Below are 22,601 nucleotides of genomic sequence, written 5' to 3'. Positions count from 1 at the left end.
CATTACCAAATAGCTTACAAATTGGTAAAATGAGAAACTCTACCTTCGTGAGTTTGCAGCCTCATCTGTAACTTAGTAATGGGAAAATTACCAGCAAGTTTTACGTAGCAGGCCAGGTCTGGTAAGGTCATGATTTCGGATGGCATGACTAATAGTTTTTTGCGTTCGATATTATTAATATTTACTCCATCGCGCATGGTGTTGGAGCCGTAGGATAGGCTTTCTTGAGTTTCTAAAGTTTCTTGCTCACCGAGCATAAGTGCGGATCTGTGGGCGGTTTGTTGATCACTGACCCGAAAGATGAATTTGCTGTTAAACAAGTCTAACATTGAAGCAGAGCCAGATAGACCGTAAATTTCTTCTAGCTGGTAGATGTTTTGCATGCCCGCAACAAAGCAGCCACCATATTTTCGGCTCTCAGCCAAAGCGGTTGGCAGAGACGGTATTTTCTGCAAAGCTGGTAGTTCGTCGATAATAAACCACATGTTGTTATTATTTGTGTGAGTAGGCCGATCCATTAGAGCTTTAATAGCAATGCTGAGCCAAGCTGAAATTAGAGGACGCAGGGTAACTCTTTGATTGGGTAGCTGTTATAAATAACCAGCCAGTCTCGAGCTGATTGGTGAACCATCGCCTAATGCTGAAATCACCATCTGGTTGCAGGTGTTTTAAAGCTGCAATATTTTTCCCAACAGTAGCCTGAATGCCAGCTGAAGTTTCAGGGGCACTGCTACTAACAATACCAGCCACTGCGGTATTTTTAAATATTTTAGAGAATGCTTTATTATCTGAATAAATGATCATATTAACCAGTTTTTCAATATCTTTGCTATCCTGATATAGCTGCAAACTTTCAGATAATACTAACTCAGCATTTTTTGCAAAGAAATCATCTACTTTAAAGTTATAGCTGCTAAAACTACTAGCGATATCATCATAATCAGAAATTGCCTGGCAATCATTCCATGGAAGCCAATGTTGACTGTTTTCTGCAAAAGGATTAAGTAATTTATCTATTTTCGGATCAAAAAACCTATTAACAAAACTACCAGTTAAATCCACAATAATGGCACGCTCTTTCTGTCGTCTAATCTGAGGCAACAGCTCGTTCAACATATTAGTTTTACCAGTGCCAGTAGTGCCGGTAAGAAGAAGATGCTGTCTTTCACTGCCCTTTACTAGAGGCAGTCCAGCAAACTTGATATTTGAAGCTTTTTTAGCTTTTTGCAACATTTTAGCAAGCACCTTAGATTCTACAAAATCCATACCCCTAATTTTACTTGCCACCATTGATTTTTTCCCACGAGCAGAACAAAATATTACTGCTACTACTGTCCCTAAGGCAAAAACTATAAGTGTTTCCAACCAAGCTGTATGCAGTAAAAATTGGCCAAACTTATAAATCCTTACCCCATGATTTGTGTCATACCAAAATTTATAGATAAATTCTTCGGCATGCCGGTAAACCCAATCTTGTTGCTCAAGATAATAAAACCTGATACCTATCTGCTTAATAGAGTAAAAATGCTCACCTATAATTAGTTTTAATTGTACGTAGCGTTCAATGATAAAATAATATAAACTAGCTAAATATAATTTCTGCAATATTCGCCATATTAACCACAGTAAAGCTACCAACAACCCAACCACAAAGACATTGCTGCTCCCCTGCCCAAACATTCGAAACTGATGCGCTACAACCTGAGATCCACGTGTGAAGCTGTTTTGGGTTTGCTGGTTCACAAGAATTTATTATTTACCTTGGTTATCTTCATCATCACTAAAATCTTTTGCCAATTCTGCTTCCAATTCTTCAATCGTTGGTAGAGCGGTCTTGATATTCTCTGGCAGATTTTCTGTTAATCTATATTCAGCAAGCCCAATTGGCTTAGTCATGTCACGCAAAGCATATTCAGCCAGCACATTGTTTTTAGATTTACATAAAATAAGTCCTATGGAAGGTTGATCACTTTCATGTTTTATAAGATCATCCACAGCAGAAAGATAAAAGTTCATTTTACCGGCATGTTCAGGCTTAAAATCTTTGTCTTTTAGCTCCAAAACTATAAAACAACGTAACTTTAAATGATAAAATAGAAGATCTATATAAAAATCCTGATCCCCTACTACTAAATGATATTGTCTACCTACAAAAGCAAAGCCAGCACCCAATTCAAGGAGAAATTTCTCCATATGATAAACTAGTGCCCTCTCAACTTCTCTCTCATGCGCCTCTTCACCTATGCTGAGAAAATCAAAAATATATGGATCTTTTATAGTATAATGAGCCAAATCTGAATGCGGAGATGGTAGCTTATTTTTAAAATTGGTTACAGCCTGCCCTTGACGCTTATGCAAAGCTAGTTCAATTTGCATATCTGAAGTAGTTGAGATTTAATCTTACATTTAGTAAAATAAACAAATTATTAAATGGAGATTAAAATGAATTTAAATCAGAAAATAATAAGACCAAAAATAGGATTACTTGAACTAGCAAAAAGCTTAGGAAATGTATCTAGTGCATGTAAGACAATGGGGTATAGCAGAGATAGTTATTATAGATTCAAGGAATTATATGAGAATGGTGGCGATGAAGCCTTGTATGAAATAAGCCGTAAGAAACCCATATTGGCTAATAGAGTTGATCCTATTGTAGAGAAAGCGGTATTAGACATGGCAATAGAGTACCCCGCTTATGGTCAACTTCGTGTATCGAACGAATTAAAAAAAGATGGGATTTTAGTATCTCCCGGCGGCATTAGATCTATCTGGCTTAGGAACGATCTCAATAATCTTAAGAAACGGCTAGTAGCTTTAGAAACTAAAATGGCTCAGGATGGCATTATACTTACGGAAGCTCAATTACGTGTCTTGGAGAATCGTAAGAATCTTAAAGAGGCACATGGGGAAATAGAGACAGAACATCCAGGCTATCTTGGTTGTCAAGATGTTTACTATGTTGGCAACTTTAAAGGAATAGGTAAGGTTTATGGTCAAACTTTTATCGATAGCTATTCCAGGGTGACGGATGCCAAATTATACACAGACAAAACAGCTATAACCTCTGCTGATATGTTAAATGATAGAGTTCTACCTTGGTACGAAGAACAAGGTATTCCTATACTACGTATATTAACTGATCGTGGTACTGAATATAAAGGAAATATAGAACATCATGCCTTTGAATTGTTTTTAAGTATTGAAGGAATAGAACACACCGTTACAAAAGCATATTCCCCTCAAACTAACGGGATATGTGAGAGGTTTCATAAAACCATGAAAAATGAGTTTTATGATACTGCAATGCGTAAAAAGATTTACAATTCACTTTTTGAATTGCAAAAAGATCTTGATACCTGGTTACGTTATTATAATAACGAACGTCCTCATTCTGGTAAGTATTGTTATGGTAAAACGCCTATGCAAACCTTTAAAGATAGTAAAAAATTAGCGTTTGAAAAAAATAATGAGATCTTGTATCTTGAACACTTATCTGACAGTCAAAATTTATCTGACAATCTAATAAGTTAATTTATGGGGTCTGTAAGATCAAATCTTGACTTCTACACATAATCATTATATTCCTTGACCACCCATATGTAATAGAGTGTTTTACATAAAAAAAACGAATTTCTTTATCTGTTAGCTTATCTAGTAGGGTAATATTATGGTACCACGTTAATTGTGCAAGCACCTCTTGCACAAATGCAGAATCTGGATATTCCTCAGCAAATTGTCTCATATATTTAAGATTCCGAGTGCTAAATCCTTTCATCTCAGGAAAGGCAGATCTTAGGTCACGGCTCAGTTTATCAATGACTTTAGCACCCCAGCCATGTTGTTGTTGGCGCTTTAGAATTTCGCTACCGATATAGTGATATAAAATTATTAGCTCTTTATTAACAGACCGTGCTGCTTGATAACGGCTTGTAGATACCAGTTCTTTCAATTGTTCTAAAAATTCTTTATATTCTAGGCTAATGATATTTTTATCCATGATACTTTAACTATAGGTTCATAAAACTAATAAACTTTAACCAAGGCAATAGAGCAACAAATTATCATTTTTGTAATAATTTAGCTTTATTGAGTAATTCTGTAGCTTCTGCTACTTTTCCCAGTTTTTGCAATACTTTACCTTTTTCCTGATAGCTTTCAGCAAGATCAGGTTTATATTTAATTGCTAGATTAAAATTTTCTATAGCTTCATTGTATTTTTTTAATTTTGCAAAAACTGTCCCTTTGTCATAATATTCTTTTGCTGAATGCATCTTAAAGTTACTAGTTACATCATCATCCTTAAGATCTTCGTGCCATACTTCAGGTTTATTGTTAACCTTTTTATCTAAGAACTCTTCTGCATTTGCAATAGCGGTATTAAATAATAACAATGATAGAATAGTGGCAACTAACTTTGTTATGGTACTCATATAAATGAATCTTTATCTGTTTTTTTGTATTGATTTAAGTATTAATTTTCATTATCTTGTTTGTTGCTTGATGGTAAAGTAATATTTCTCCGTTTTATAGCATCTGTACTTAAACCAATATTATCTGCTATTTGTCCTGCAGTTCTAATAATTGTTGAGCTACTGGTTTGATCAAATTGCTCTTTTAATTCGCTACCCCCATCCTTTATATCCAAAGTCATACCTCCAAGACCTACAGTTCTTGCTCTTTCTTCTCCGGATAATTGAATATCAAGTATTTCATCTACATTTTGACTATACAATTTTTTGCCTTTATTTAAATCAGATTTTACTGATTCTGTTAATAGTTTTTGTGCACCTGTGCTATCTGTAACCATAGCTTGTTCTTGTAATCTATTATTTGATTCTAGATAGTTAGTTTTTAAGTCATTTTGTGTTTCTATTGGTGTATTGTTAATAGTAGAGTCAATGGTTTGTAGTGCCTTAGCTTGAGTCTGACTATCCCCCCAATTAGTTTGAGGCAATGGATTAGCGACTTCTATTACTTCTTGGGCTGTTTGCATAGCTTCATGGCTGTGAGCACGTGCCCATCTAGCAGCTTGTTCTTTAGTAACTATTCCAGGGATATTTTTAGCAATAATTGCCTGTAATACCGGTTCATTCATGTTGTGATCAATAGTAGCAGAGTTACTCTCCACATAGTTTCTTTGGTTGGATAATTGCTGCATGGTTTGTTGTGTTTTAGATATTTCTCTGCCGACTGTTTGTTGTTCATGCCAGGTACTGCTTAAATCTTGACCCACTGATCTAACCTCATCACTACTATTACTGATCCTGCCATCTTTTTGGGCCGATTTTACTTTTTCTAAAGCATCATTATAGGCTTTTTGTTGAGTTACTAATTTATCATGACGCACGCCTTCACTATTATTAGCATTTACTCCAATATTACCACCAAAAACCCCTGTTTTTAGCCCTAAACTTGCGTTTGTATTAGTAGTGGTTTCTTTCCTCTCACTACTACCATAATTTTCATTAAGAGATTGTCCTTGTAAAATAGATTCTTTGATTGCTTGATTTTCACTAAATGAAAAACCTTGAATCATTGAGTCGCTTTGGGCCCATTTTAAGGCTAGACTCTCTGAGTGTCTTTGTTCTTGGGAATTAAGTATACTTGATCTATTAGTCAAGGATCCCATTTTACTTTGGGCCGTCATAAATTGATTCTGCAGGCTATCTGACCAAAGTTGTGAAGATCGAAAATTAGTAACTAAAGAATCAACAGACTCAGTGATAAATTGTTTGCCGCTATCAGTATTAGTAACTCTCATACCTCCATCGTCAATTATTCCAGCTCCCATTTGCAGCGATGGGGTTAGATTTTGCTGCGCGATGGTACGATTGCCGATATTATAGTTGTCAAGGCTTAGGTTATTATCTGCAATATTTGTTCCTAAGTTACTTGCCACTGCAATTGGTGAGAATTGGCTGGCCAGCGTTGTAGTAGCATGAGCACACGCCTTTAATACTGCCCAAGACAGCATTGGTACCGAGGCGGCTAGCATTTGGAAGGTAGAGTAAGTGTGTAGTAACATTTCAGAGAAACTACCGTGTGATAGGATATTGAGGCCTACTGCTCCAAGAGAAATAGATTTTCCAGCCAAGCTTATCATCCCTAAACAATGGATTGTATCTTGGAGAAGAGGAAGGAAAGTGCCTCAATAAGGTTAGGAGTGATACTGAACAATGGATTGGTTTATAAAAACCGTGCTTATCTTAAGTACACTCCTAATTTATATAAACAAAGTGAAATACGAACGGTAGCCTGATCAATCAAAGATCGAATTACAATCCTGTAGCAATCACTTCATAAATTCAAGGTAAACTATATGAGCACCAAGCACAATATTTTTATGGGAATAGATGTTTCAAAAGATACTTTGGACATTTATTATAATTCCACCCATTACAAAATTAAAAATAATATAAGAGCAATATCAAATTTTATACAATTAAATCTTGTACAAGCCAATATTACTATTAAACTTTGTGTTTTAGAATCTACTGGCGGTTATGAAAAGCTTGTCATGAAACTTTTACAAAACGCCGAAGTCAAAGTTCATAGAGCGCATCCAAATAAGGTATATGCCTTTGCTAAAGCTAAAGGACATTTTGCTAAGACTGACAAATTAGATGCAGTGTTACTTGAACAATATGCAGTTTTTATATCAGATACTCAGCAAGGAGATGAGATATTATCAGATTTACAAGAAGAATTAAAAGCACTCAAAGCCGTGGAGTTTGATTTACAAGCTAGTGTACAAGCTAACAAAAATCGTTTACACCAACTTCAAGGCAAAGCTTTATCCTATTTAAAGAAACAGATAAATTTTGTGGATAAGCAGCTAGAACAGATTAGCAAGGATATTGAGGCTCTGATTACTCAAGATGACAATTTAAGTAAGAAGCAGGAAATTATTACTAGTTATAAAGGGGTAGGCAAGAAAATAGCCAGAGTGCTATTAATTGAGCTTCCAGAATTAGGCAAACTTAGTAATAAAGAGATTTCCTCTCTTGTAGGTCTTGCTCCTAAAACAGTCGAAAGTGGTAAGAAAGTCTATAAAGCTCACATTACCGGGGGTAGATTTGTTGTACGTCAAGCTCTTTATATGGCAGCTTTGGTTGCAACTCGCTATAATAAAATTATGCAAGTTTTTTATAATAAATTACTTAACGCTGGTAAAGCTCCTAAAATTGCTCTTGTTGCTGTTATGAGGAAGATTATTGTCTGTTTAAATTCTATGCTTAAACATAATACTTTTTTTCTTGACTCCTAAGACGGTAGATGAGAAAAAAATTGATAATATCTTTGATAATAAGAACGATGAACATCAGCTTTGTAACTCTGATGATCAGTGGACACGAAAGGAATTTCATAAAATATTTAAAGTTTGTAAATTCATAGCAGATCATATAGAAAAAAATAATACCCCCGAGGATAATTTAGCTTACGATCATGCTTACAAAATGGTAGTTGCTTTTGCTGATTCACCAAATAAAAAATACGTAGACACCCTCAAAAACTATAGAGATTTCTTACAGTAGATAAAATCACAGCTTTAACTTTATCTAATTTTTCATTATCTGTATTAACCTTAAAACCAGCATTATAAATAGTACGGTAATATATATTATCTTCTTTTGAATATTTTATAATATTAGCGTGACTACTTTCCTGGTCTAACGTATTTGTATACCTTATATAAGTAGTATTGCTCTTGTTAGGATCTTCTATATCTTGTACCAATATACTTGCTTGCTTATTAAAATCTCTATCTCTGTATAATACATTATCTTGGTCAGCCATCATCGCAATAGGATATAACATATCAGCTAACTTAGGATCTAGCGCTTCAGGAGTACTAGCGATATATCCTTCAATCAAAGCTTTATAACCTAGCAAAGCTGTACTATGAGATTCTCCTAAATCTTTATCGCTTGTTCTATACTCATCACCACGATCGGCTTTTTCTCTTTCAATTACCGCCTCTACATTTGACTTATATGCTTTTAAATTGTGATAAGCTGCCTTGGCCTGATTATACTCTTCTATAGTAATGTTTGATTCTGAATTTGACATATAATTAATTATAGTAAGTTACATTACACCAAATGATGTTAATTGAATAAAAGGCAAGTCCGTAGTTTAATTGGCCAGATTATTAACGCTTAACCGATATAACCGCTATATTAAAGTTTAAATTATTTTAATTATTATCTCATTGGCTAATCTTCTACTGGTGACATATAAACATTAGCTTCATGACTGCTAATAATTCTCACTGCTTTAATCTATGTTAACATAACATCAATTATCTAATTATGTTTTGTGAAAACCTTTATATTTATTAATATATAATACCCTATATTTCTAAAAAATGTTAAGATTTCTTTAGGGATAGCAAAATTATGTAATTGAGATCATGAAAATACAGGAGCAACCAGCTGCCAACAATTTAGCAGGCATATTAGAGCAGTTCGCGAACTTACCTTCCAGCTTCCCGAATTATGTTCAACAAATGACTGCTTTAGCACCTCCTTTAACGGAAGAAGAGCAAAGAAAATATCAACAAGCAAAACAGTGGTGTTGGCATGGGAAGGAATTACTAAAGGACGGTAATTATCAACAGGCTTTAGAATCATTTTCAAACGCCAAGGAAAATATTCCTGCTTCTTGGCAAGATGGTTATTTAGCCGTTTGGGCAGAGATGCAAAGTGCAGACTGTTATCAACATTTAGGTGAGTTTCTTATAGCGGTAAGTAAATTAGAAAAAACTATTGAAAAAGCTTCTGATAGGACAAAATGTGACTATGCACTGGAAAATTGTTATAAAGACCTCATTAAAATATTGGGGCACTTAGATTCTTTAGAAGATACACCAAAACAACCTAAAAATTTATTAGAGATATATGAAAAAGAACAAATAAATATCAGGATATTCGGCAACATCATTTCTTAATGTTTCCATATTTATTTTAGTCGCAGGGTTATTACGGGTTAGTTCAGGATCAAGTTTCTTTGTCCAACGAACTAATGTTGTTTTCCCTATGCTAAAACGTTTGGCCGTTTGCTCAAAGCTTAAACCTTCTTTTTGCTTAATCGAAAATATTTTTCGACGAAAATCTATTGAATATGTCATATCCCATTATTATAGCCGATTTATTAGTGATTAGCTGTATTGTTGTATATACATTATGAATATATGAATATTTAATTATAATTATTATAAAATAATTAATAAATCTTAGAGTTTTTTAAATTAAATGGTACAATTGATAATGTAAGCAATCTTTTAAGTAAAGTAAAATTTCTTAAAATATCCATAATTAAAGACCTGAACGAACGGAAGTTAAAGCGTTAGTAATTTAATAAAGGTTAAGTGGAAACAATAGGAAAATCTTTATGATACAAACATGTAAATCTCATAAAAATTTATTAACCCTTGCTTTCATTGCCGTGTTGTTGATAGACAATTATAATGCGCTCAGTGCTGTAAGGCTGAGATATACTGGTGATTGGGCAGATGAGTATATATATTTTTCGACTGGCAAAGGATTTGATCCTGGCGGGTCTTTTGAGAATGGGTCTATTATAAAGGTCAAACAGAATAAATATAGAACTTCTACTAATATGATTGTTGATAGGGATGATACCCAAATACAAGCTATGAGTATTGAGTGCGATAATACACAAATCCCGATGCTAGCTGTAGGATCTAGTATAAAAGTAGTAAGGCTTGGTTCGATCGTAACGCCACCTAAACCTGAGGCAGCAACTCTACGTCTATTAGGATCTCCTCCTGGATATGAAAAAGATGAGAGTACTGATATAACTTTTATACTGACAGGAACTCAGGGAACAGCTTTAGATGTCAATACTGGTTTAAATAATTACTCTGGATTAGGGGATATTTCACCTGATATTACCCTGAGGGTAGATTCTCTCAATAGAGGGGAAATTGAATGGAAAGGAAATTGTTATAGAGCTACAGAAGCAAAACGTATAAAAAAATTAGAAGTATTTACGGATTTCGTCAATGGCAAAGGAACTAATTTTAATGAAATAGACATTGGAAAACGTGACCAGCCAGCAATGCTTACCTTATTATATGAAATAGGTGATACCTATACATCCCCTACCTTAAACTTTAATCATGAATATTCAACATTAAGACTAAAAAATGATAATGGTAAGAATCGGATAATAAATTTATATTCTCGTATAATGCCTAACTATAATAATTATGGAGTTATTGAATTAAATGCTATTAATATAATACCTTATTAAAGTTACAAGCTCGGAAAGCACGTATAACTCTTGGAACACCAACCTATCGCTTTAAAGAATTGTGGATTACTGGTAATCAACCTGTATATCTTGAAGTACCAGTTTTTGCTAAAACTGTAAATATAACTAATAAAGCTGCTGGTGTTTACCTCGGTAAAAATATAAGTTGTGATCAATGGAACATACGGCCTGGTAGTAAAATAGAGTTAATAAACAACATTACTACCACAGGTAATCTATCTGCTGAGAATTTTGTTATAAATTTAAGCAATAAAAAGCTTAACTATGCAGGAGAAGCAAAATTTACTGGTACTTTGCAAATTAATAATGAATATAATGCCAATACCAATGAAGGCGGTAATATACAAATTACTTCTGGTAAATTTGATCTCAGTGGAGCAGAACTACTAATTAACACTTCCATTACATCGGATATTAATAATCTTCCACAAAAAATTGAATATAGCTTAGTGTCAGCGATAAATGATGCTGTTATTATTGCTCCAACACAGGATTATAAGCTAACAATAGAAGACAATAATCGTTTTATCAATTGGATAGGTTCAATGGTTTCGAATAATAAAAATCTCACTTTAACTGCTGCTAGTACAATACTTAAAGCACCAGCACCCGAGACGCCACCATCACCGCTTCTACCACCAGGACCTGCTGAGCCTTCTACACTACTTGGTGCTAATCATGGTAATAGTGCTGGTAGCTTTGTTGATGTTGGTGGTAAGGCAAGGTCTGACACTGGTGGTAGTGCTGACAGTTTTGTGGTTGTTGGTGATGTAAGACCTGATTCTCATGATAGTGCTGGTAGCTTTGTTGATGTTGGCAGTAATGCAAGAGGCTTTGCTGAAGGAGCTATCAGTTGGGGCAACGCCAGGGGTCAAGTAAGACGCTTAGCTCGGATTAACGATGACACTAATCATTTAAATGCTGGTAATATGCATGACGAGTTAAGTAGCACTGGTGACAATGCTAGCATTTCAGCTGATGCGCCTAGTAGTGAAGAAGGAGCAGGTGGTACTAATGCTGGTATAAGTCGCACAATAGGTGCAAGTTATTTTGGCGATATAGCAGCAAATTCTACTCACAAGAGTACTTTGATTCCCCAAAACAGCGCTAATGAGCTTATTAGCCAGGAATTGAATCAGAATGAAGAGCAACAAAAATTTGCTGTTCAGCTAACTCAAGTTACTAATAGAGTAAGTGATGCAGCTAGGTTTAAAAATAGCTTAGGCCTGTTTAATAAAGAGACTGCCACAGCGGATAGTAGGGAAGCAGCAGATAGGCTTATTACTCGTAATATCCCGCCTAGCACTGCAATGTGGGAATCATTGAAGGGTATGCATCAGCCAGCGGACCAACGAATGTTAGAACTTCAGACTATTGCGAATCATGCAGTAGTTAGTGCAGGTAATGATGATGAAACAAAGAAAACACCTGGTTTTTGGATTGCTCCTTTTGCCGCTAGAGCTACCCAAAAACAGCATCATGGAAGCAATGGCTATAAGTTAAACATGCAAGGTGGCACATTGGGAGGTGATTACTCCATAAATGATAATCTTGTGTTTGGTGTTGCTTATAGCCACCTTACTACTAACCTAAAATATCAAGGTATTAAAATAGGCGATAAAGCTAAGGTTCAAACTAATATAGTGTCATTATATGGTGTACAATTTTGGAGAACTAATTGTTTTTTAGAAGGAGTACTCTCTTATGGTTGGAGTAAGGTAAAAATTAATGAAAACCGTAAAACATTAAGTAATATGGAGCATGCTATTGGGAAATATACAGCAAGGGCTTATAGTGGACAATTAGTGGCGGGTTATAATTATTTTGACGATAAAAAAGTAATAATTACTCCTATTATCGGATTAAGTTATATCAAATTTAGAGATGCTATCTATCATGAAAGTGATACTAGTTATCAGAATTTGAAGATCAAGGTCAAGTCTGATTATAAGTTTGAAGGGTTAGTAGGAATAAGAGTGTCCACACTCATCCCTACTGACCAAATGCTAATAATTCCAGAATTACATGGCAATATTCACTATAATATTAAAGGTAAATCTCCAAATATTGAGGCAAGAATGGATGGTATAGATGAGTCGTTACCAACTAAAGCATTTAAGCAACCAAAGATATTTTACAATGTTGGAGCTGGCATCATGTTTAAGTGTCATAATCAACCCATAGAATATGGTATCAAATATAATACTACGCTTGCTAAGAGATATATTAGCCATCAGGGTAGTATGAAAATTAAAGTAAATTTTTAAGCTGTATACTCGTCTTGCAAGAATTACGAGAGTGTTCAAATAACTATGTCAAATTGAAAGAAGATAATCTTTTGTAAGATATAAAATTAAATATAGCCTTGTATCTTGAATATTGTCTTTAGTGAGAAACTATAAGATACTTAAGGGGACTTAAGTAAGAAGGCTAGATATACTGTGTATAGCCTTAGGACAAAGATCCTGTCGTTTAGATAAGTAACTAGCCTTCTCGTACTCAATGGAGATCGGACGGTGTCTTAGGTCTTGAAGTTTATATCAATGAACCTGTATTTACAAGGTTGATCTTTGAGTATTTCATTAATTATAAACATAATAGTATTTTATGGACAGCATAATTTTAGGTATAGATATTTCTAAACAAACATTTGATGTATGGCATAAATCGTTAAGGTGCTGACACTACATGTATCTCCAAGTGCGCATATCTATTATGCTTCTGTATGTTACCTTGTTTGTATCCTACTGATCTAAGCTATAGCATTGTCAATTAATAACAAAATTAAAACTAAAAAATTTGATAATAATCCAAAAGGCTTTAGTGGATTAATACAATGGCTAAAAACTAAAGAAATTAATACTGCTCATGCTTGTATGGAAGCTACTGGCTCTTACGGATTAAAGTTAGCTCAATATCTCTATGATAATAAAATTAAAGTTAGTATAGTAAACCCTGCTCGTATCAAAGGTTTTGCCATGAGCAAACTTTGCCGTGTTAAAACTGATAAAGTAGATAGTGAATTAATAGCCCAATTTTGTATAGCAATGAAGCCTGATCTCTGGCAACCACTACCTTCTCATATCCACGAATTACAACAATTGGTAAACCGTTTAGATGATTTAATCTCTATCAAAAATCAAGAAACTAATAGGTTAGAAGCATCATCTGATATAGTTACTGTAAATGTTCAAGCTCATATTAAATTTTTGAATGAACAGATCAAAGAAATAGAACAACTAGTTAGCCATCATATCAAAAACCATAAAGAGCTGGATGATAAGGGTGCTCTTCTTGCTTCAATCCCAGGAGTAGGAGAAAAAACAATAGCAGTAGTGCTTGCTTTCTTATCTAATATAGAGAATTTTGATTCTGTAAAACAAGTAGTAGCCTTTATTGGTCTCAACCCAAAACAGCGTCAATCTGGTACTTCAGTACGGGGAGCTAGTAGAATATCAAAAACAGGTTGCTCAGATTTGCGTAAAGCTTTTTATATGCCTGCTATAGTTTCTCTTAAATTTAATCCAATTGTTAAAGAATTTGCACAGCGCTTAAGTGGTTTAGGAAAACCCAAAATGGTTATAGTGATAGCTGCTATGCGTAAGTTGTTACATATTATTTACGGGGTACTTAAAAATAAAAATTCCTTTAATGAAAAAATTGTTTAAAATACAGATAATTTTATAAAAATTTAACAATAAATTTTTATAAAATTCTTAAAAATTTGTTGACACTCAAGACGGTATCTAAATGATTTGGGTAGTGACAAATAATAAATTTTACCATAATTTTGCTCAATTTTCAGAAGCTATAGATAGATTTTTTGGTAATATTGATAAGTACAAATATAAATTACGCATTCTTATAACTGACCAATTCCAAATCATAATTTTTAACCATTTTGCCAACTCTTCAGGTTAATTTCCCAGTGTCTGGTTCATATTTTTACCACCTAAGTTAATGTAGCATGTCCTGAAAATTCTCTAAAATTCACAGTAATTTTCTACTAAAAGTTTAGTTAACTCCTAAATAAGGAGTTAACTCTATAGCTTTTTATCCTCTAGTTCAACCAACTGGACACTAGAGAGGTTAATTGAGTATAACGTGGAAGAATTGTTGAATCTAAGGACTAGAGAGCAATAATTTTATCAAAGGTCATTTATATAGAGATCACAATCAGCGAATTAAGTTAATATTGGTATTTTTTAATTGTAGTTCTGCCCAAACCCTATCAGCAGTATATATAGGAGCTTGCAACTGAAGACCTAAAGCAATACATGAGCGATCTTCTAATGATAGACCTTTGTGTTTTGCATGATTTTGTAATTCAGCTGCAAGCTTAGCTTGTTCAAAATCAAAAGGAATAATATTTGTAATAATTTCGGCAATCAAAGTTGAAGCTTCTTCAGTTAAAATGCCAATACGCTGTAAAGCAGTTAAAGTTTCAGCAACATTTACTGCTGACATTACCGAATGGCTTAATAACGGTTTTATTATTTCAGTTCCAGGTTCTTCTTGAATAAGAGCGAGTAAAGCAGATGCATCAAGTACAATCTTATTGATCATAATCCATCGTATGCTTCCAGTAAATCTGTGTAACTTTTCTTTTTAAATATGGTATTGTAAAAAATTTGCTTTAGGTTTGGTGGTATATTAGGTTAACTGGTAATAATGTTATCCATTATTAGGTTTTAAAGTTTAAGAGTAAAATTTTACTTGATTACAGCATACATATTACTTAGTGTTATAATTAATTTACTAAAATAATTAAGTTACCAACATGCAAAAGTCAAAGGTAGTGACATTAACTTTGCAAGAAAAAGAAGCGCTTGTAGATCATATAAAGGAATCCTCCTTAAATGAAGATGATAAGCAAGTCATAATTGAGCTGTTAAATTTGTATGATGATTTAAAAGAGAAACTAAAATCGTCAAATATTAGCGTTAAGAAGCTCCAGGAAATGTTGCTAGGTTTTAAGTCTGATAAGATAAAAAAGCTTCTCCAGATTCAGTAAAAGAACCGCCAAATGAATCTGGTAATGCAGGCGGAGGTTATAGCAAGAAGAATAATCGTGATAATTGGCAAGGAAAATATTCCTTTGAAGATTATAAGGATGCTAACATTACTTATTTAGATCCTGAACATTTCTGTAGTGGAGACGAATGCCCTTACTATAATAAAGGTAAGTTATACAATAGCGAAGATAGGAAGCTATTACAATTTACAGGTAGTAGTCCTATAGAGGTAGATCGATATATCAAAAAAGTATACAGGTGTAATGGCTGTGGCCGCACAGTAATGAAGAAGAACAATATAGAGAAATGGACTAACAGTAGTAAGAGCTTGATAATATTGCAGAGAACTCATGGTGTACCATTTTACAGACTATCTCGGCTACAGACATTAAATGGTATACCGATATCGGATAGAACTTTATGGGAGCAATATTTATACGTTTGGCAAGAAGGTGGGGGCTTTGAGGTATTTGGAGCATTATTAGAGATGTTAGCAGAGTGTAAAGCATTTAATCTTGATGATACTAGAGCTAAAATTTTATCATAGTACCCCACACTTATTGTTGAAGTTGAAAGGCATGCATAATGTGTTTTCGTAGTAATGAAAACAACATAGCAGGGGTATCACTTAACGAGTTATAAAAATAATCTTTTATCCAATCAAATCCGTAAGTAAATAATGAGTATAATTTACGACCATGTTTTTTGATCTTTATAGGATAAATTTTGTTCTTAATGTCACCAGCAAGCACGCAAATAGCTAAGGATAAAGATACTATTGCAAATAGTTTTTCCAGCTTTTTTTGATCTGTAATGTGGGTATCTTCAATATTAAATCCAGATGACTTGAGAGACAGAAAAGGTCGCTCAATGCTCCACCTCTGCTTATATGCTAGCAAAGCACATTCACCAATAAGCACATTACTAGCAATAAATAGTTGCTCTCTTTCTAATTGCAAACAAGTTATTTTAATTGCCATACCATTGTAAATTTTGCTTTCTATAGTTTTAGTGTCACCCATTTGCATATCGGCAAAACATTTATTCAACTTCATCTTGCCACCGTTGAAATGCTTGACCTTCTCACTTTTTCTTAGCCTGATAGCAAAAGGTAATTTTTGGATTCCACCCATATATTGCAACCATTCCTCACCAACAAATTCCCGATCGGCAAGGATAAGCTCTATCATTTCCTTAGGTATAATTGTTAAAATTTGCTCAATCAATTTCTTTCTTTCATTAGTAGAAGAGTTGCCTTTTTTATCAAGTAACAACCATGCTATAGGAATTGAAATATTACCATAAACGATAGTTGCAACAAAAAAATTCAAATTTTTAATACCAAATTGCCAGCTGGTTCTATCTATGGCAAGGCTAATTTTACCTGTTAGACAGAGCAATTTAACAATAATTTTCCCTAAACTTATAAAGCACATATTTTGTTCTAAAAGCAAACGCTCAACTTTAACAATCTTGGCATGCAAATTGCCTTTAGAAGCGACATACAGTGCTAATTCTTTGATTCTCACAGTTTTAGCTTTTACTACTGCACAAATTAATTCTGCAAATGTTTTAATTCGTGCTGGGTGCCAATCTAAAAATATGTATAATATTTGGTATAGTGATTGAGAGTCCATTAATACCTCCTGTTGCTTGTTTCTCAGCGGAGATTAGTGACTCTCAGTCACTTATTCAATTTATTATTTTAACCCTCCTGTAAAATCTGTGGGGTACTATGAATTAATATAACTCCTTATTTTTTTAAAACATTTGATGCTGATACTATAAAATCATGGACTAATATATAAATCTTCAGGTTTGTGAAGATAGCTCAACTTACACTTGCAAATGTGATAAAACTAAGTTAACTATCAAAAGATAAATAAATATGAAAAATCAAATGATGTGGCATCCGGATATTCTTGGTCCTCTAACCTCATTAATGAAAGCAGAGGAAATTACTCTTAATCTGTTAAAAAACTCTATTGAAAATATGAGGGAACATGGTAGAAGTTGTACTGAGATAGCACAAGTATTGAAAGTAGCTAAGGTTAAGCTTAACAGCTTTGCTCCTAACCCTAAAGATGCATTGTTAATGCAAGCAATGTTAAAAGACTATACTAATGTAGTCAAAGTACTTTGCAAATTTTCTATTAATAATATTGACGACCTGAATAAAGCTTTTGAATATGCAAGTTTATATAAGCCAGCTATGTCTAGAGATGACATGAAAAAAATTATTAAGGAAACAGGATATCCTGTTTTAGATAGGGTAGGGTTATCAATCTCTGCTCAATATCTTCCACCTAATGCAACGATAAAAATGAATATTATAGGTAAAAAATCAGACAATTTAGGATTTTGTGAGCAAAATACAAGTAATAAAATGATAGACCTAGTTCTGGAAACAGGAGATACTCGGTTGCATGAGGCAGCAAGAAAGGGGGATTATATAAAACTACAAGAGTATATTGACCAGGGTGATAATATCAATACTCCAAATATAATTGGTGATACTGCCCTACATGTGGCATTACTTGTGCCAGATATTCAACTCGTAACTTCAGCACGTTGCCCGCAAGAAGCAAAAAGATAAATTAAGATGGTAGTTGACGGAGGCAGTAAAGCTAATGAAGCGGGTAAGGGTAATATTTTAATGTTCAGCAAGAATACTCCAGGAGAACAAAAGGAGAATAAGGTAAATCAGGATGAACAATGCAAGGTAGTAGAATTATTAATTAGGTATGGGAGTGATTTTGTCAAAAAAAATGAAGGGGGTTATACTCCGTTAGGTTTGATGCGGACACATCATTTTGAAGAATTGCTATCAGGCATTAATAAACGTATGGAAGCAAGTGATACACCACAAAGAATGACCGACATACATAAAGAAATAGTATGGCAATTGGAAACAGCAATAGAAAATTGTCTTTGTCCAGTGGATGATAGTAATAGAAAAGAGATTGCAGAAAAAACTTCTACTCTAGCAAGTATAATTGAGAGGTATAAGATGCAATATCAAGAAAAATTAGAAGAAAAATTTACGAACAAAGATTTAGATCAATTATCTATAGAAGAACCGATAGAGCAAGCTGAGAAACAAAAAGATACATTAGCGTCTTTGGCTTATAACCAAAAGGCTCCTTCTGTTATAGAATGTGGTAGTTCAAATATTTCCCAGTATGAGCCTACGATAGGGGGAGAGGTATCCTTTCACTCTAGTACTCATTCCGAATAATCAGATATCTCTTGAGACTCTTCAAAACCGAGAGTAAAATTCTTTTTGATTTATATTATTGCAAGATCCATTGGCCAATTATACAATGTCATTAGTTAGGAATTGACCAGACAGTTTAGTTGTAACTATGTCTATAATCACACAATTTTTCTAATATTATAAGTAATTTTGCCACTCATTTTTATAGAGCTAAATACTATAATAAAGTATTCATAGTACCCCACAGATTTTACAGGAGGGTTAAAATAATAAATTGAATAAGTGACTGAGAGTCACTAATCTCCGCTGAGAAACAAGCAACAGGAGGTATTAATGGACTCTCAATCACTATACCAAATATTATACATATTTTTAGATTGGCACCCAGCACGAATTAAAACATTTGCAGAATTAATTTGTGCAGTAGTAAAAGCTAAAACTGTGAGAATCAAAGAATTAGCACTGTATGTCGCTTCTAAAGGCAATTTGCATGCCAAGATTGTTAAAGTTGAGCGTTTGCTTTTAGAACAAAATATGTGCTTTATAAGTTTAGGGAAAATTATTGTTAAATTGCTCTGTCTAACAGGTAAAATTAGCCTTGCCATAGATAGAACCAGCTGGCAATTTGGTATTAAAAATTTGAATTTTTTTGTTGCAACTATCGTTTATGGTAATATTTCAATTCCTATAGCATGGTTGTTACTTGATAAAAAAGGCAACTCTTCTACTAATGAAAGAAAGAAATTGATTGAGCAAATTTTAACAATTATACCTAAGGAAATGATAGAGCTTATCCTTGCCGATCGGGAATTTGTTGGTGAGGAATGGTTGCAATATATGGGTGGAATCCAAAAATTACCTTTTGCTATCAGGCTAAGAAAAAGTGAGAAGGTCAAGCATTTCAACGGTGGCAAGATGAAGTTGAATAAATGTTTTGCCGATATGCAAATGGGTGACACTAAAACTATAGAAAGCAAAATTTACAATGGTATGGCAATTAAAATAACTTGTTTGCAATTAGAAAGAGAGCAACTATTTATTGCTAGTAATGTGCTTATTGGTGAATGTGCTTTGCTAGCATATAAGCAGAGGTGGAGCATTGAGCGACCTTTTCTGTCTCTCAAGTCATCTGGATTTAATATTGAAGATACCCACATTACAGATCAAAAAAAGCTGGAAAAACTATTTGCAATAGTATCTTTATCCTTAGCTATTTGCGTGCTTGCTGGTGACATTAAGAACAAAATTTATCCTATAAAGATCAAAAAACATGGTCGTAAATTATACTCATTATTTACTTACGGATTTGATTGGATAAAAGATTATTTTTATAACTCGTTAAGTGATACCCCTGCTATGTTGTTTTCATTACTACGAAAACACATTATGCATGCCTTTCAACTTCAACAATAAGTGTGGGGTACTATGAAAATTAATAAGTTTTTTTACATGGTTAATTAGCCCAATGCAAGAGTTCCTAATTAGTTAAAACAGCTTAATTTTCCTCCACCTCGTCTTTAGCTTAATCAAAAGGTTTAACAACAACCATAATGACTGCTAATATCATAAATACTGTTGGTACTTCATTCACAGTACGAAAAAACCTTTCTGTATGACGATTTTTTCCGTTAATAAAGTTTTTTCTCCATCTAGCTAGTAATCCATGAAAAACTGTAAGCCCTAGAACTGCCGTCATCTTTATATGAAACCATGTTCCTAAAGCGACTAGTCCATATATATAAGCATTTGTTAGACCTAATATATAAGTAATAATCATCGCCGGGTTCATAATGATCCTAAGCAATCTGCTTTCCATTAACTGAAAAGTTTTATCGCTTTCACTGCCTACTGTCGTTTTAGCGTGATAAGCATATAATCTTGGTAAATATAATAACCCTACCATCCAACAAATTACTGATATGACATGGAAGGCTTTAAACCATAAGTAGTAACTAGCCATATTGTACCTAATTTTTATAATTACATAAACACATAGTGAAACGAGAGGGACAGATTTTTTTATTAATTGAACTGACTATTAAATTATTTATATTTTTACTTGCTGGTTGTTTAACTAAGCCTAATATTATTTTAGTTAAACTATCAATAAATAATTTATTTATCCCAAGAGCAGGGACCCTAATATATTCAATTCCATATTTATTAGCAATATTAATATATTCTATATCTAATTCTACCAACGTTTCTACATGTTCTGATACAAACGCTATAGGTACTATTATTAATGCTTTATTTTCTTTTCCTGCCTTCTCTATTTCATCTTCTGTACTCGGTCCTAGCCACTTTACTGGACCGATTTTACTTTGATAAACTATTTTATAGTCTAAATTATCTATATTAACCTGAAATAATATTTTTTCCACTGTTTTTTCAACTTGCCATTGATAAGGGTCTCCTAATTCTATTATTTTCTCGGGAAGACTATGAGCTGAAAATAAAACTCGATAATTTTCTTTATTTTTTAGGCATTTTATTGATTGTTTTAATATTGAACAATGAGAAGCAATAAAATCATTATCTACCGGGTAACAACAAATAGTTTTTACTGGAATATGAGTAAGTTTAATTGTAGATAGGGAAGCCATAAAATCTTCAACTGAAGATTTAGTAGTAGTAGTAGAAAACTGAGGATATAAAGGTAGTAATATTATTTCTGAAGGATCATATTTATCTATATGCTTTACTACCTCCTTTGAGCCAGGAAAAGCATAGCGCATTGCTATAAAAACCTTAAAATCTTCATTTAATATTTGTTTTAATTGGGTAGTAATAGCAAGTTTTTGAAGCTCCGTTTCTTGTAAAATCGGGGATTTATTCCCTATTAAAGAATATAAGTGCTGTGACTTTTTTTCTCTAATGATTGAGAATAATTTCGCGATAATAAACCTTAATGGATTAGGAAGATTAATAATAGCTTTATCGTAAAATAAATTAAATAAAAACTGCTTAACTTCACTTAAACTACTAGGCCCCCCTAAATTTAGCAAGACAATTGCTATTTTCCTTTTAACTATTTTCGTATTTGAACTCTCTAACACAATTAACTAAAAACTCAACATTTTCAACTGGCGTATTTGGTAAAATACCATGCCCTAGATTAAAGATAAAATTCTTTTCTGGAAAATTGGTAATTAACTCTTTTACCTTTTTTTCAATAATTTCTTTATTAGTAAGTAATATTAAAGGATCTAAATTTCCTTGAACTACTATTTTGTTGCTCCAATTCTTCATTACACTAATTGGCACGAATTGATCCACTCCTATAGCAGTTATTCCAGTATTATTAATATAATTTTCGTATAGAAACCCTGACCCGCGTGGAAACCCTATAATAGGTAAAGTAGGAAATTTTTCTTTTAAGGTTCTGATAATTTTTTTAGTAGGTTGGATAACGAATTGATCATATTCTTTCTCTGCAAGGATCCCTGCCCAGGAATCAAATAATTGTACTATATCAACACCGGCCTCTATTTGCCCAATTAAATGAATAATAGTTTTTTTTGTAATAAAGTCTACAAGTTCTTGAGCTAATTTATTATTTTCATATATAAAGTTTTTGGTTGTTTGAAAATTTTGTTTACCTCTCCCTTCTAGCAAATAAGTCATTACAGTCCAAGGAGCTCCTGTAAAACCTATTAATGTTTTATCAGGGAGTAGTTGTCCTCTAACTTTTCTAATTATTTCATAAATTTTATTTAATTTTTCTTTATTTAACTCTTTAAAATATTTAAAATCATCTTCTTTTTTAAATTGTTGTAATACTGGCCCTTCTCCTTGTTCAAATGTTACTCTCCATCCTAAAGCATCAGGTAATATTAAAATATCAGAAAAAATTATAGCGGCATCCAAGTTATATCTTTTTACCGGTTGTAGGGTTACTTCTACTGCTTTTTCTACATCGTAGCATAGTTCTAAAAAGTTGGTGACGTTATCTCTTACTTTTCTGTATTCAGGTAAGTGCCTACCTGCTTGTCGCATTAACCAAATAGGAATCTTAATATTATTGTTTTTAAAGGTTTGTAATATTTGATTCATGGGGTTTCTATAAT

The 22,601-nt window shown here is 33.3% G+C and carries 22 protein-coding genes and 2 pseudogenes; 12 read left to right on the top strand and 12 right to left on the bottom strand.

The features are described from left to right. Positions 1–14: 14 nt before the first annotated feature. Both ACFELV_RS02240 and ACFELV_RS02235 read right to left on the bottom strand, forming a co-directional pair. Positions 15–1,680 (bottom strand): annotated as a pseudogene (locus tag ACFELV_RS02240) (type IV secretion system DNA-binding domain-containing protein). A gap of 72 nt (positions 1,681–1,752) precedes the next feature. Beyond that, positions 1,753–2,376: pseudogene (locus ACFELV_RS02235) on the bottom strand (PDDEXK nuclease domain-containing protein); the annotation flags it as partial. 66 nt (positions 2,377–2,442) lie between these two features. On the opposite strand from ACFELV_RS02235, the gene ACFELV_RS02230 reads away from it, so the two are divergent. Further along, a complete protein-coding gene (locus ACFELV_RS02230; protein ID WP_375326314.1) occupies positions 2,443–3,531 on the top strand; it encodes an IS481 family transposase in 1,089 nt (362 codons plus the stop codon). 1 nt (position 3,532) lies between these two features. Here the strand turns inward: ACFELV_RS02230 and ACFELV_RS02225 are convergent, their stop codons facing one another. The 3 genes from ACFELV_RS02225 to ACFELV_RS02215 form a co-directional block, all read right to left on the bottom strand. After that, positions 3,533–3,997, bottom strand: coding sequence for a DUF1016 N-terminal domain-containing protein (locus ACFELV_RS02225; RefSeq protein ID WP_375326569.1), 465 nt, complete (start codon positions 3,995–3,997; stop codon positions 3,533–3,535). Positions 3,998–4,061: 64 nt separating this feature from the next. Then, positions 4,062–4,430 (bottom strand): tetratricopeptide repeat protein, encoded by a 369-nt coding sequence (locus tag ACFELV_RS02220; protein WP_375326568.1) that lies wholly within the window; start codon positions 4,428–4,430, stop codon positions 4,062–4,064. Positions 4,431–4,471: 41 nt separating this feature from the next. Further along, positions 4,472–6,094, bottom strand: a complete 1,623-nt coding sequence (locus ACFELV_RS02215) for a hypothetical protein (RefSeq protein WP_375326567.1) — start codon at positions 6,092–6,094, stop codon at positions 4,472–4,474. A gap of 225 nt (positions 6,095–6,319) precedes the next feature. Here ACFELV_RS02215 and ACFELV_RS02210 point away from each other — a divergent pair, with 225 nt between their 5' ends. Further along, a complete protein-coding gene (locus ACFELV_RS02210; protein WP_375326566.1) occupies positions 6,320–7,267 on the top strand; it encodes an IS110 family transposase in 948 nt (315 codons plus the stop codon). Further along, a complete protein-coding gene (locus ACFELV_RS02205) occupies positions 7,257–7,535 on the top strand; it encodes a hypothetical protein (RefSeq protein ID WP_375326565.1) in 279 nt (92 codons plus the stop codon). Before ACFELV_RS02210 ends, ACFELV_RS02205 begins: the two co-directional genes overlap by 11 nt. On the opposite strand, the gene ACFELV_RS02200 is transcribed toward ACFELV_RS02205, so the two are convergent. Then, complete coding sequence (locus tag ACFELV_RS02200; RefSeq protein WP_375326564.1) at positions 7,507–8,070, bottom strand: hypothetical protein; 564 nt, start codon at positions 8,068–8,070, stop codon at positions 7,507–7,509. The two genes, ACFELV_RS02205 and ACFELV_RS02200, sit on opposite strands and share 29 nt — an antisense overlap. Positions 8,071–8,413: 343 nt before the next feature. Between ACFELV_RS02200 and ACFELV_RS02195 the strand changes: the two genes are divergently transcribed. After that, positions 8,414–8,950 carry a tetratricopeptide repeat protein gene (locus ACFELV_RS02195; protein ID WP_375326563.1) on the top strand — a complete coding sequence of 179 codons (537 nt, stop codon included), beginning with the start codon at positions 8,414–8,416 and terminating at the stop codon, positions 8,948–8,950. Here ACFELV_RS02195 and ACFELV_RS02190 read toward each other — a convergent pair. Then, on the bottom strand, positions 8,891–9,130 hold the full coding sequence (locus ACFELV_RS02190; protein ID WP_375326562.1) for an IS630 transposase-related protein: 240 nt from the start codon (positions 9,128–9,130) through the stop codon (positions 8,891–8,893). The two genes, ACFELV_RS02195 and ACFELV_RS02190, sit on opposite strands and share 60 nt — an antisense overlap. Before the next feature lie 263 nt (positions 9,131–9,393). Between ACFELV_RS02190 and ACFELV_RS02185 the strand changes: the two genes are divergently transcribed. From ACFELV_RS02185 to ACFELV_RS02175, 3 genes are all read left to right on the top strand, one after another. Further along, a complete protein-coding gene (locus tag ACFELV_RS02185) occupies positions 9,394–10,278 on the top strand; it encodes a hypothetical protein (RefSeq protein ID WP_375326561.1) in 885 nt (294 codons plus the stop codon). A 59-nt stretch (positions 10,279–10,337) separates the two neighbouring features. After that, positions 10,338–12,566 carry an autotransporter outer membrane beta-barrel domain-containing protein gene (locus ACFELV_RS02180; protein WP_375326560.1) on the top strand — a complete coding sequence of 743 codons (2,229 nt, stop codon included), beginning with the start codon at positions 10,338–10,340 and terminating at the stop codon, positions 12,564–12,566. Positions 12,567–13,058: 492 nt separating this feature from the next. Next, positions 13,059–13,967 carry an IS110 family transposase gene (locus ACFELV_RS02175; protein ID WP_375327490.1) on the top strand — a complete coding sequence of 303 codons (909 nt, stop codon included), beginning with the start codon at positions 13,059–13,061 and terminating at the stop codon, positions 13,965–13,967. Between the two features lie 508 nt (positions 13,968–14,475). Here ACFELV_RS02175 and ACFELV_RS02170 read toward each other — a convergent pair. After that, positions 14,476–14,865: a type II toxin-antitoxin system VapC family toxin gene (locus ACFELV_RS02170; protein ID WP_375326559.1), complete on the bottom strand. Its 390-nt coding sequence runs from the start codon at positions 14,863–14,865 to the stop codon at positions 14,476–14,478. Between the two features lie 214 nt (positions 14,866–15,079). Between ACFELV_RS02170 and ACFELV_RS02165 the strand changes: the two genes are divergently transcribed. Both ACFELV_RS02165 and ACFELV_RS02160 read left to right on the top strand, forming a co-directional pair. Beyond that, positions 15,080–15,313, top strand: coding sequence for a hypothetical protein (locus tag ACFELV_RS02165; protein ID WP_375326558.1), 234 nt, complete (start codon positions 15,080–15,082; stop codon positions 15,311–15,313). A 284-nt stretch (positions 15,314–15,597) separates the two neighbouring features. Beyond that, a complete protein-coding gene (locus tag ACFELV_RS02160; RefSeq protein WP_375326557.1) occupies positions 15,598–15,861 on the top strand; it encodes a hypothetical protein in 264 nt (87 codons plus the stop codon). A 10-nt stretch (positions 15,862–15,871) separates the two neighbouring features. Here the strand turns inward: ACFELV_RS02160 and ACFELV_RS02155 are convergent, their stop codons facing one another. Beyond that, positions 15,872–16,951: an IS4 family transposase gene (locus ACFELV_RS02155; protein WP_375326208.1), complete on the bottom strand. Its 1,080-nt coding sequence runs from the start codon at positions 16,949–16,951 to the stop codon at positions 15,872–15,874. A gap of 251 nt (positions 16,952–17,202) precedes the next feature. Between ACFELV_RS02155 and ACFELV_RS02150 the strand changes: the two genes are divergently transcribed. The 3 genes from ACFELV_RS02150 (at position 17,203) to ACFELV_RS02140 (ending at position 19,944) form a co-directional block, all read left to right on the top strand. Continuing rightward, a complete protein-coding gene (locus ACFELV_RS02150) occupies positions 17,203–17,910 on the top strand; it encodes a hypothetical protein (protein ID WP_375326556.1) in 708 nt (235 codons plus the stop codon). Positions 17,911–17,916: 6 nt separating this feature from the next. Beyond that, complete coding sequence (locus ACFELV_RS02145) at positions 17,917–18,552, top strand: hypothetical protein (protein ID WP_375326555.1); 636 nt, start codon at positions 17,917–17,919, stop codon at positions 18,550–18,552. Between the two features lie 312 nt (positions 18,553–18,864). Further along, a complete protein-coding gene (locus ACFELV_RS02140; RefSeq protein WP_375326208.1) occupies positions 18,865–19,944 on the top strand; it encodes an IS4 family transposase in 1,080 nt (359 codons plus the stop codon). Positions 19,945–20,053: 109 nt separating this feature from the next. Here the strand turns inward: ACFELV_RS02140 and hemJ are convergent, their stop codons facing one another. Genes hemJ through hemE form a run of 3 tightly spaced genes read right to left on the bottom strand, consistent with a single transcriptional unit; the run spans position 20,054 to position 22,587 of the window. Beyond that, the gene (gene hemJ, locus ACFELV_RS02135; RefSeq protein WP_375326554.1) at positions 20,054–20,491 is read right to left on the bottom strand and encodes a protoporphyrinogen oxidase HemJ; all 438 of its coding nucleotides are present in this window, start codon (positions 20,489–20,491) and stop codon (positions 20,054–20,056) included. Between the two features lie 7 nt (positions 20,492–20,498). Continuing rightward, positions 20,499–21,590 (bottom strand): ferrochelatase, encoded by a 1,092-nt coding sequence (hemH, locus tag ACFELV_RS02130; protein WP_375326553.1) that lies wholly within the window; start codon positions 21,588–21,590, stop codon positions 20,499–20,501. Next, positions 21,559–22,587: a uroporphyrinogen decarboxylase gene (gene hemE, locus ACFELV_RS02125; RefSeq protein ID WP_375326552.1), complete on the bottom strand. Its 1,029-nt coding sequence runs from the start codon at positions 22,585–22,587 to the stop codon at positions 21,559–21,561. Before hemE ends, hemH begins: the two co-directional genes overlap by 32 nt. Between the last annotated feature and the right edge of the window lie 14 nt (positions 22,588–22,601).

The organism is Candidatus Tisiphia endosymbiont of Nemotelus uliginosus (assembly GCF_964264835.1).
Taxonomy (GTDB): domain Bacteria; phylum Pseudomonadota; class Alphaproteobacteria; order Rickettsiales; family Rickettsiaceae; genus Tisiphia.
Note: the sequence above shows the minus strand (reverse complement) of the source record. Positions and strands in the feature narration are given on the sequence as shown.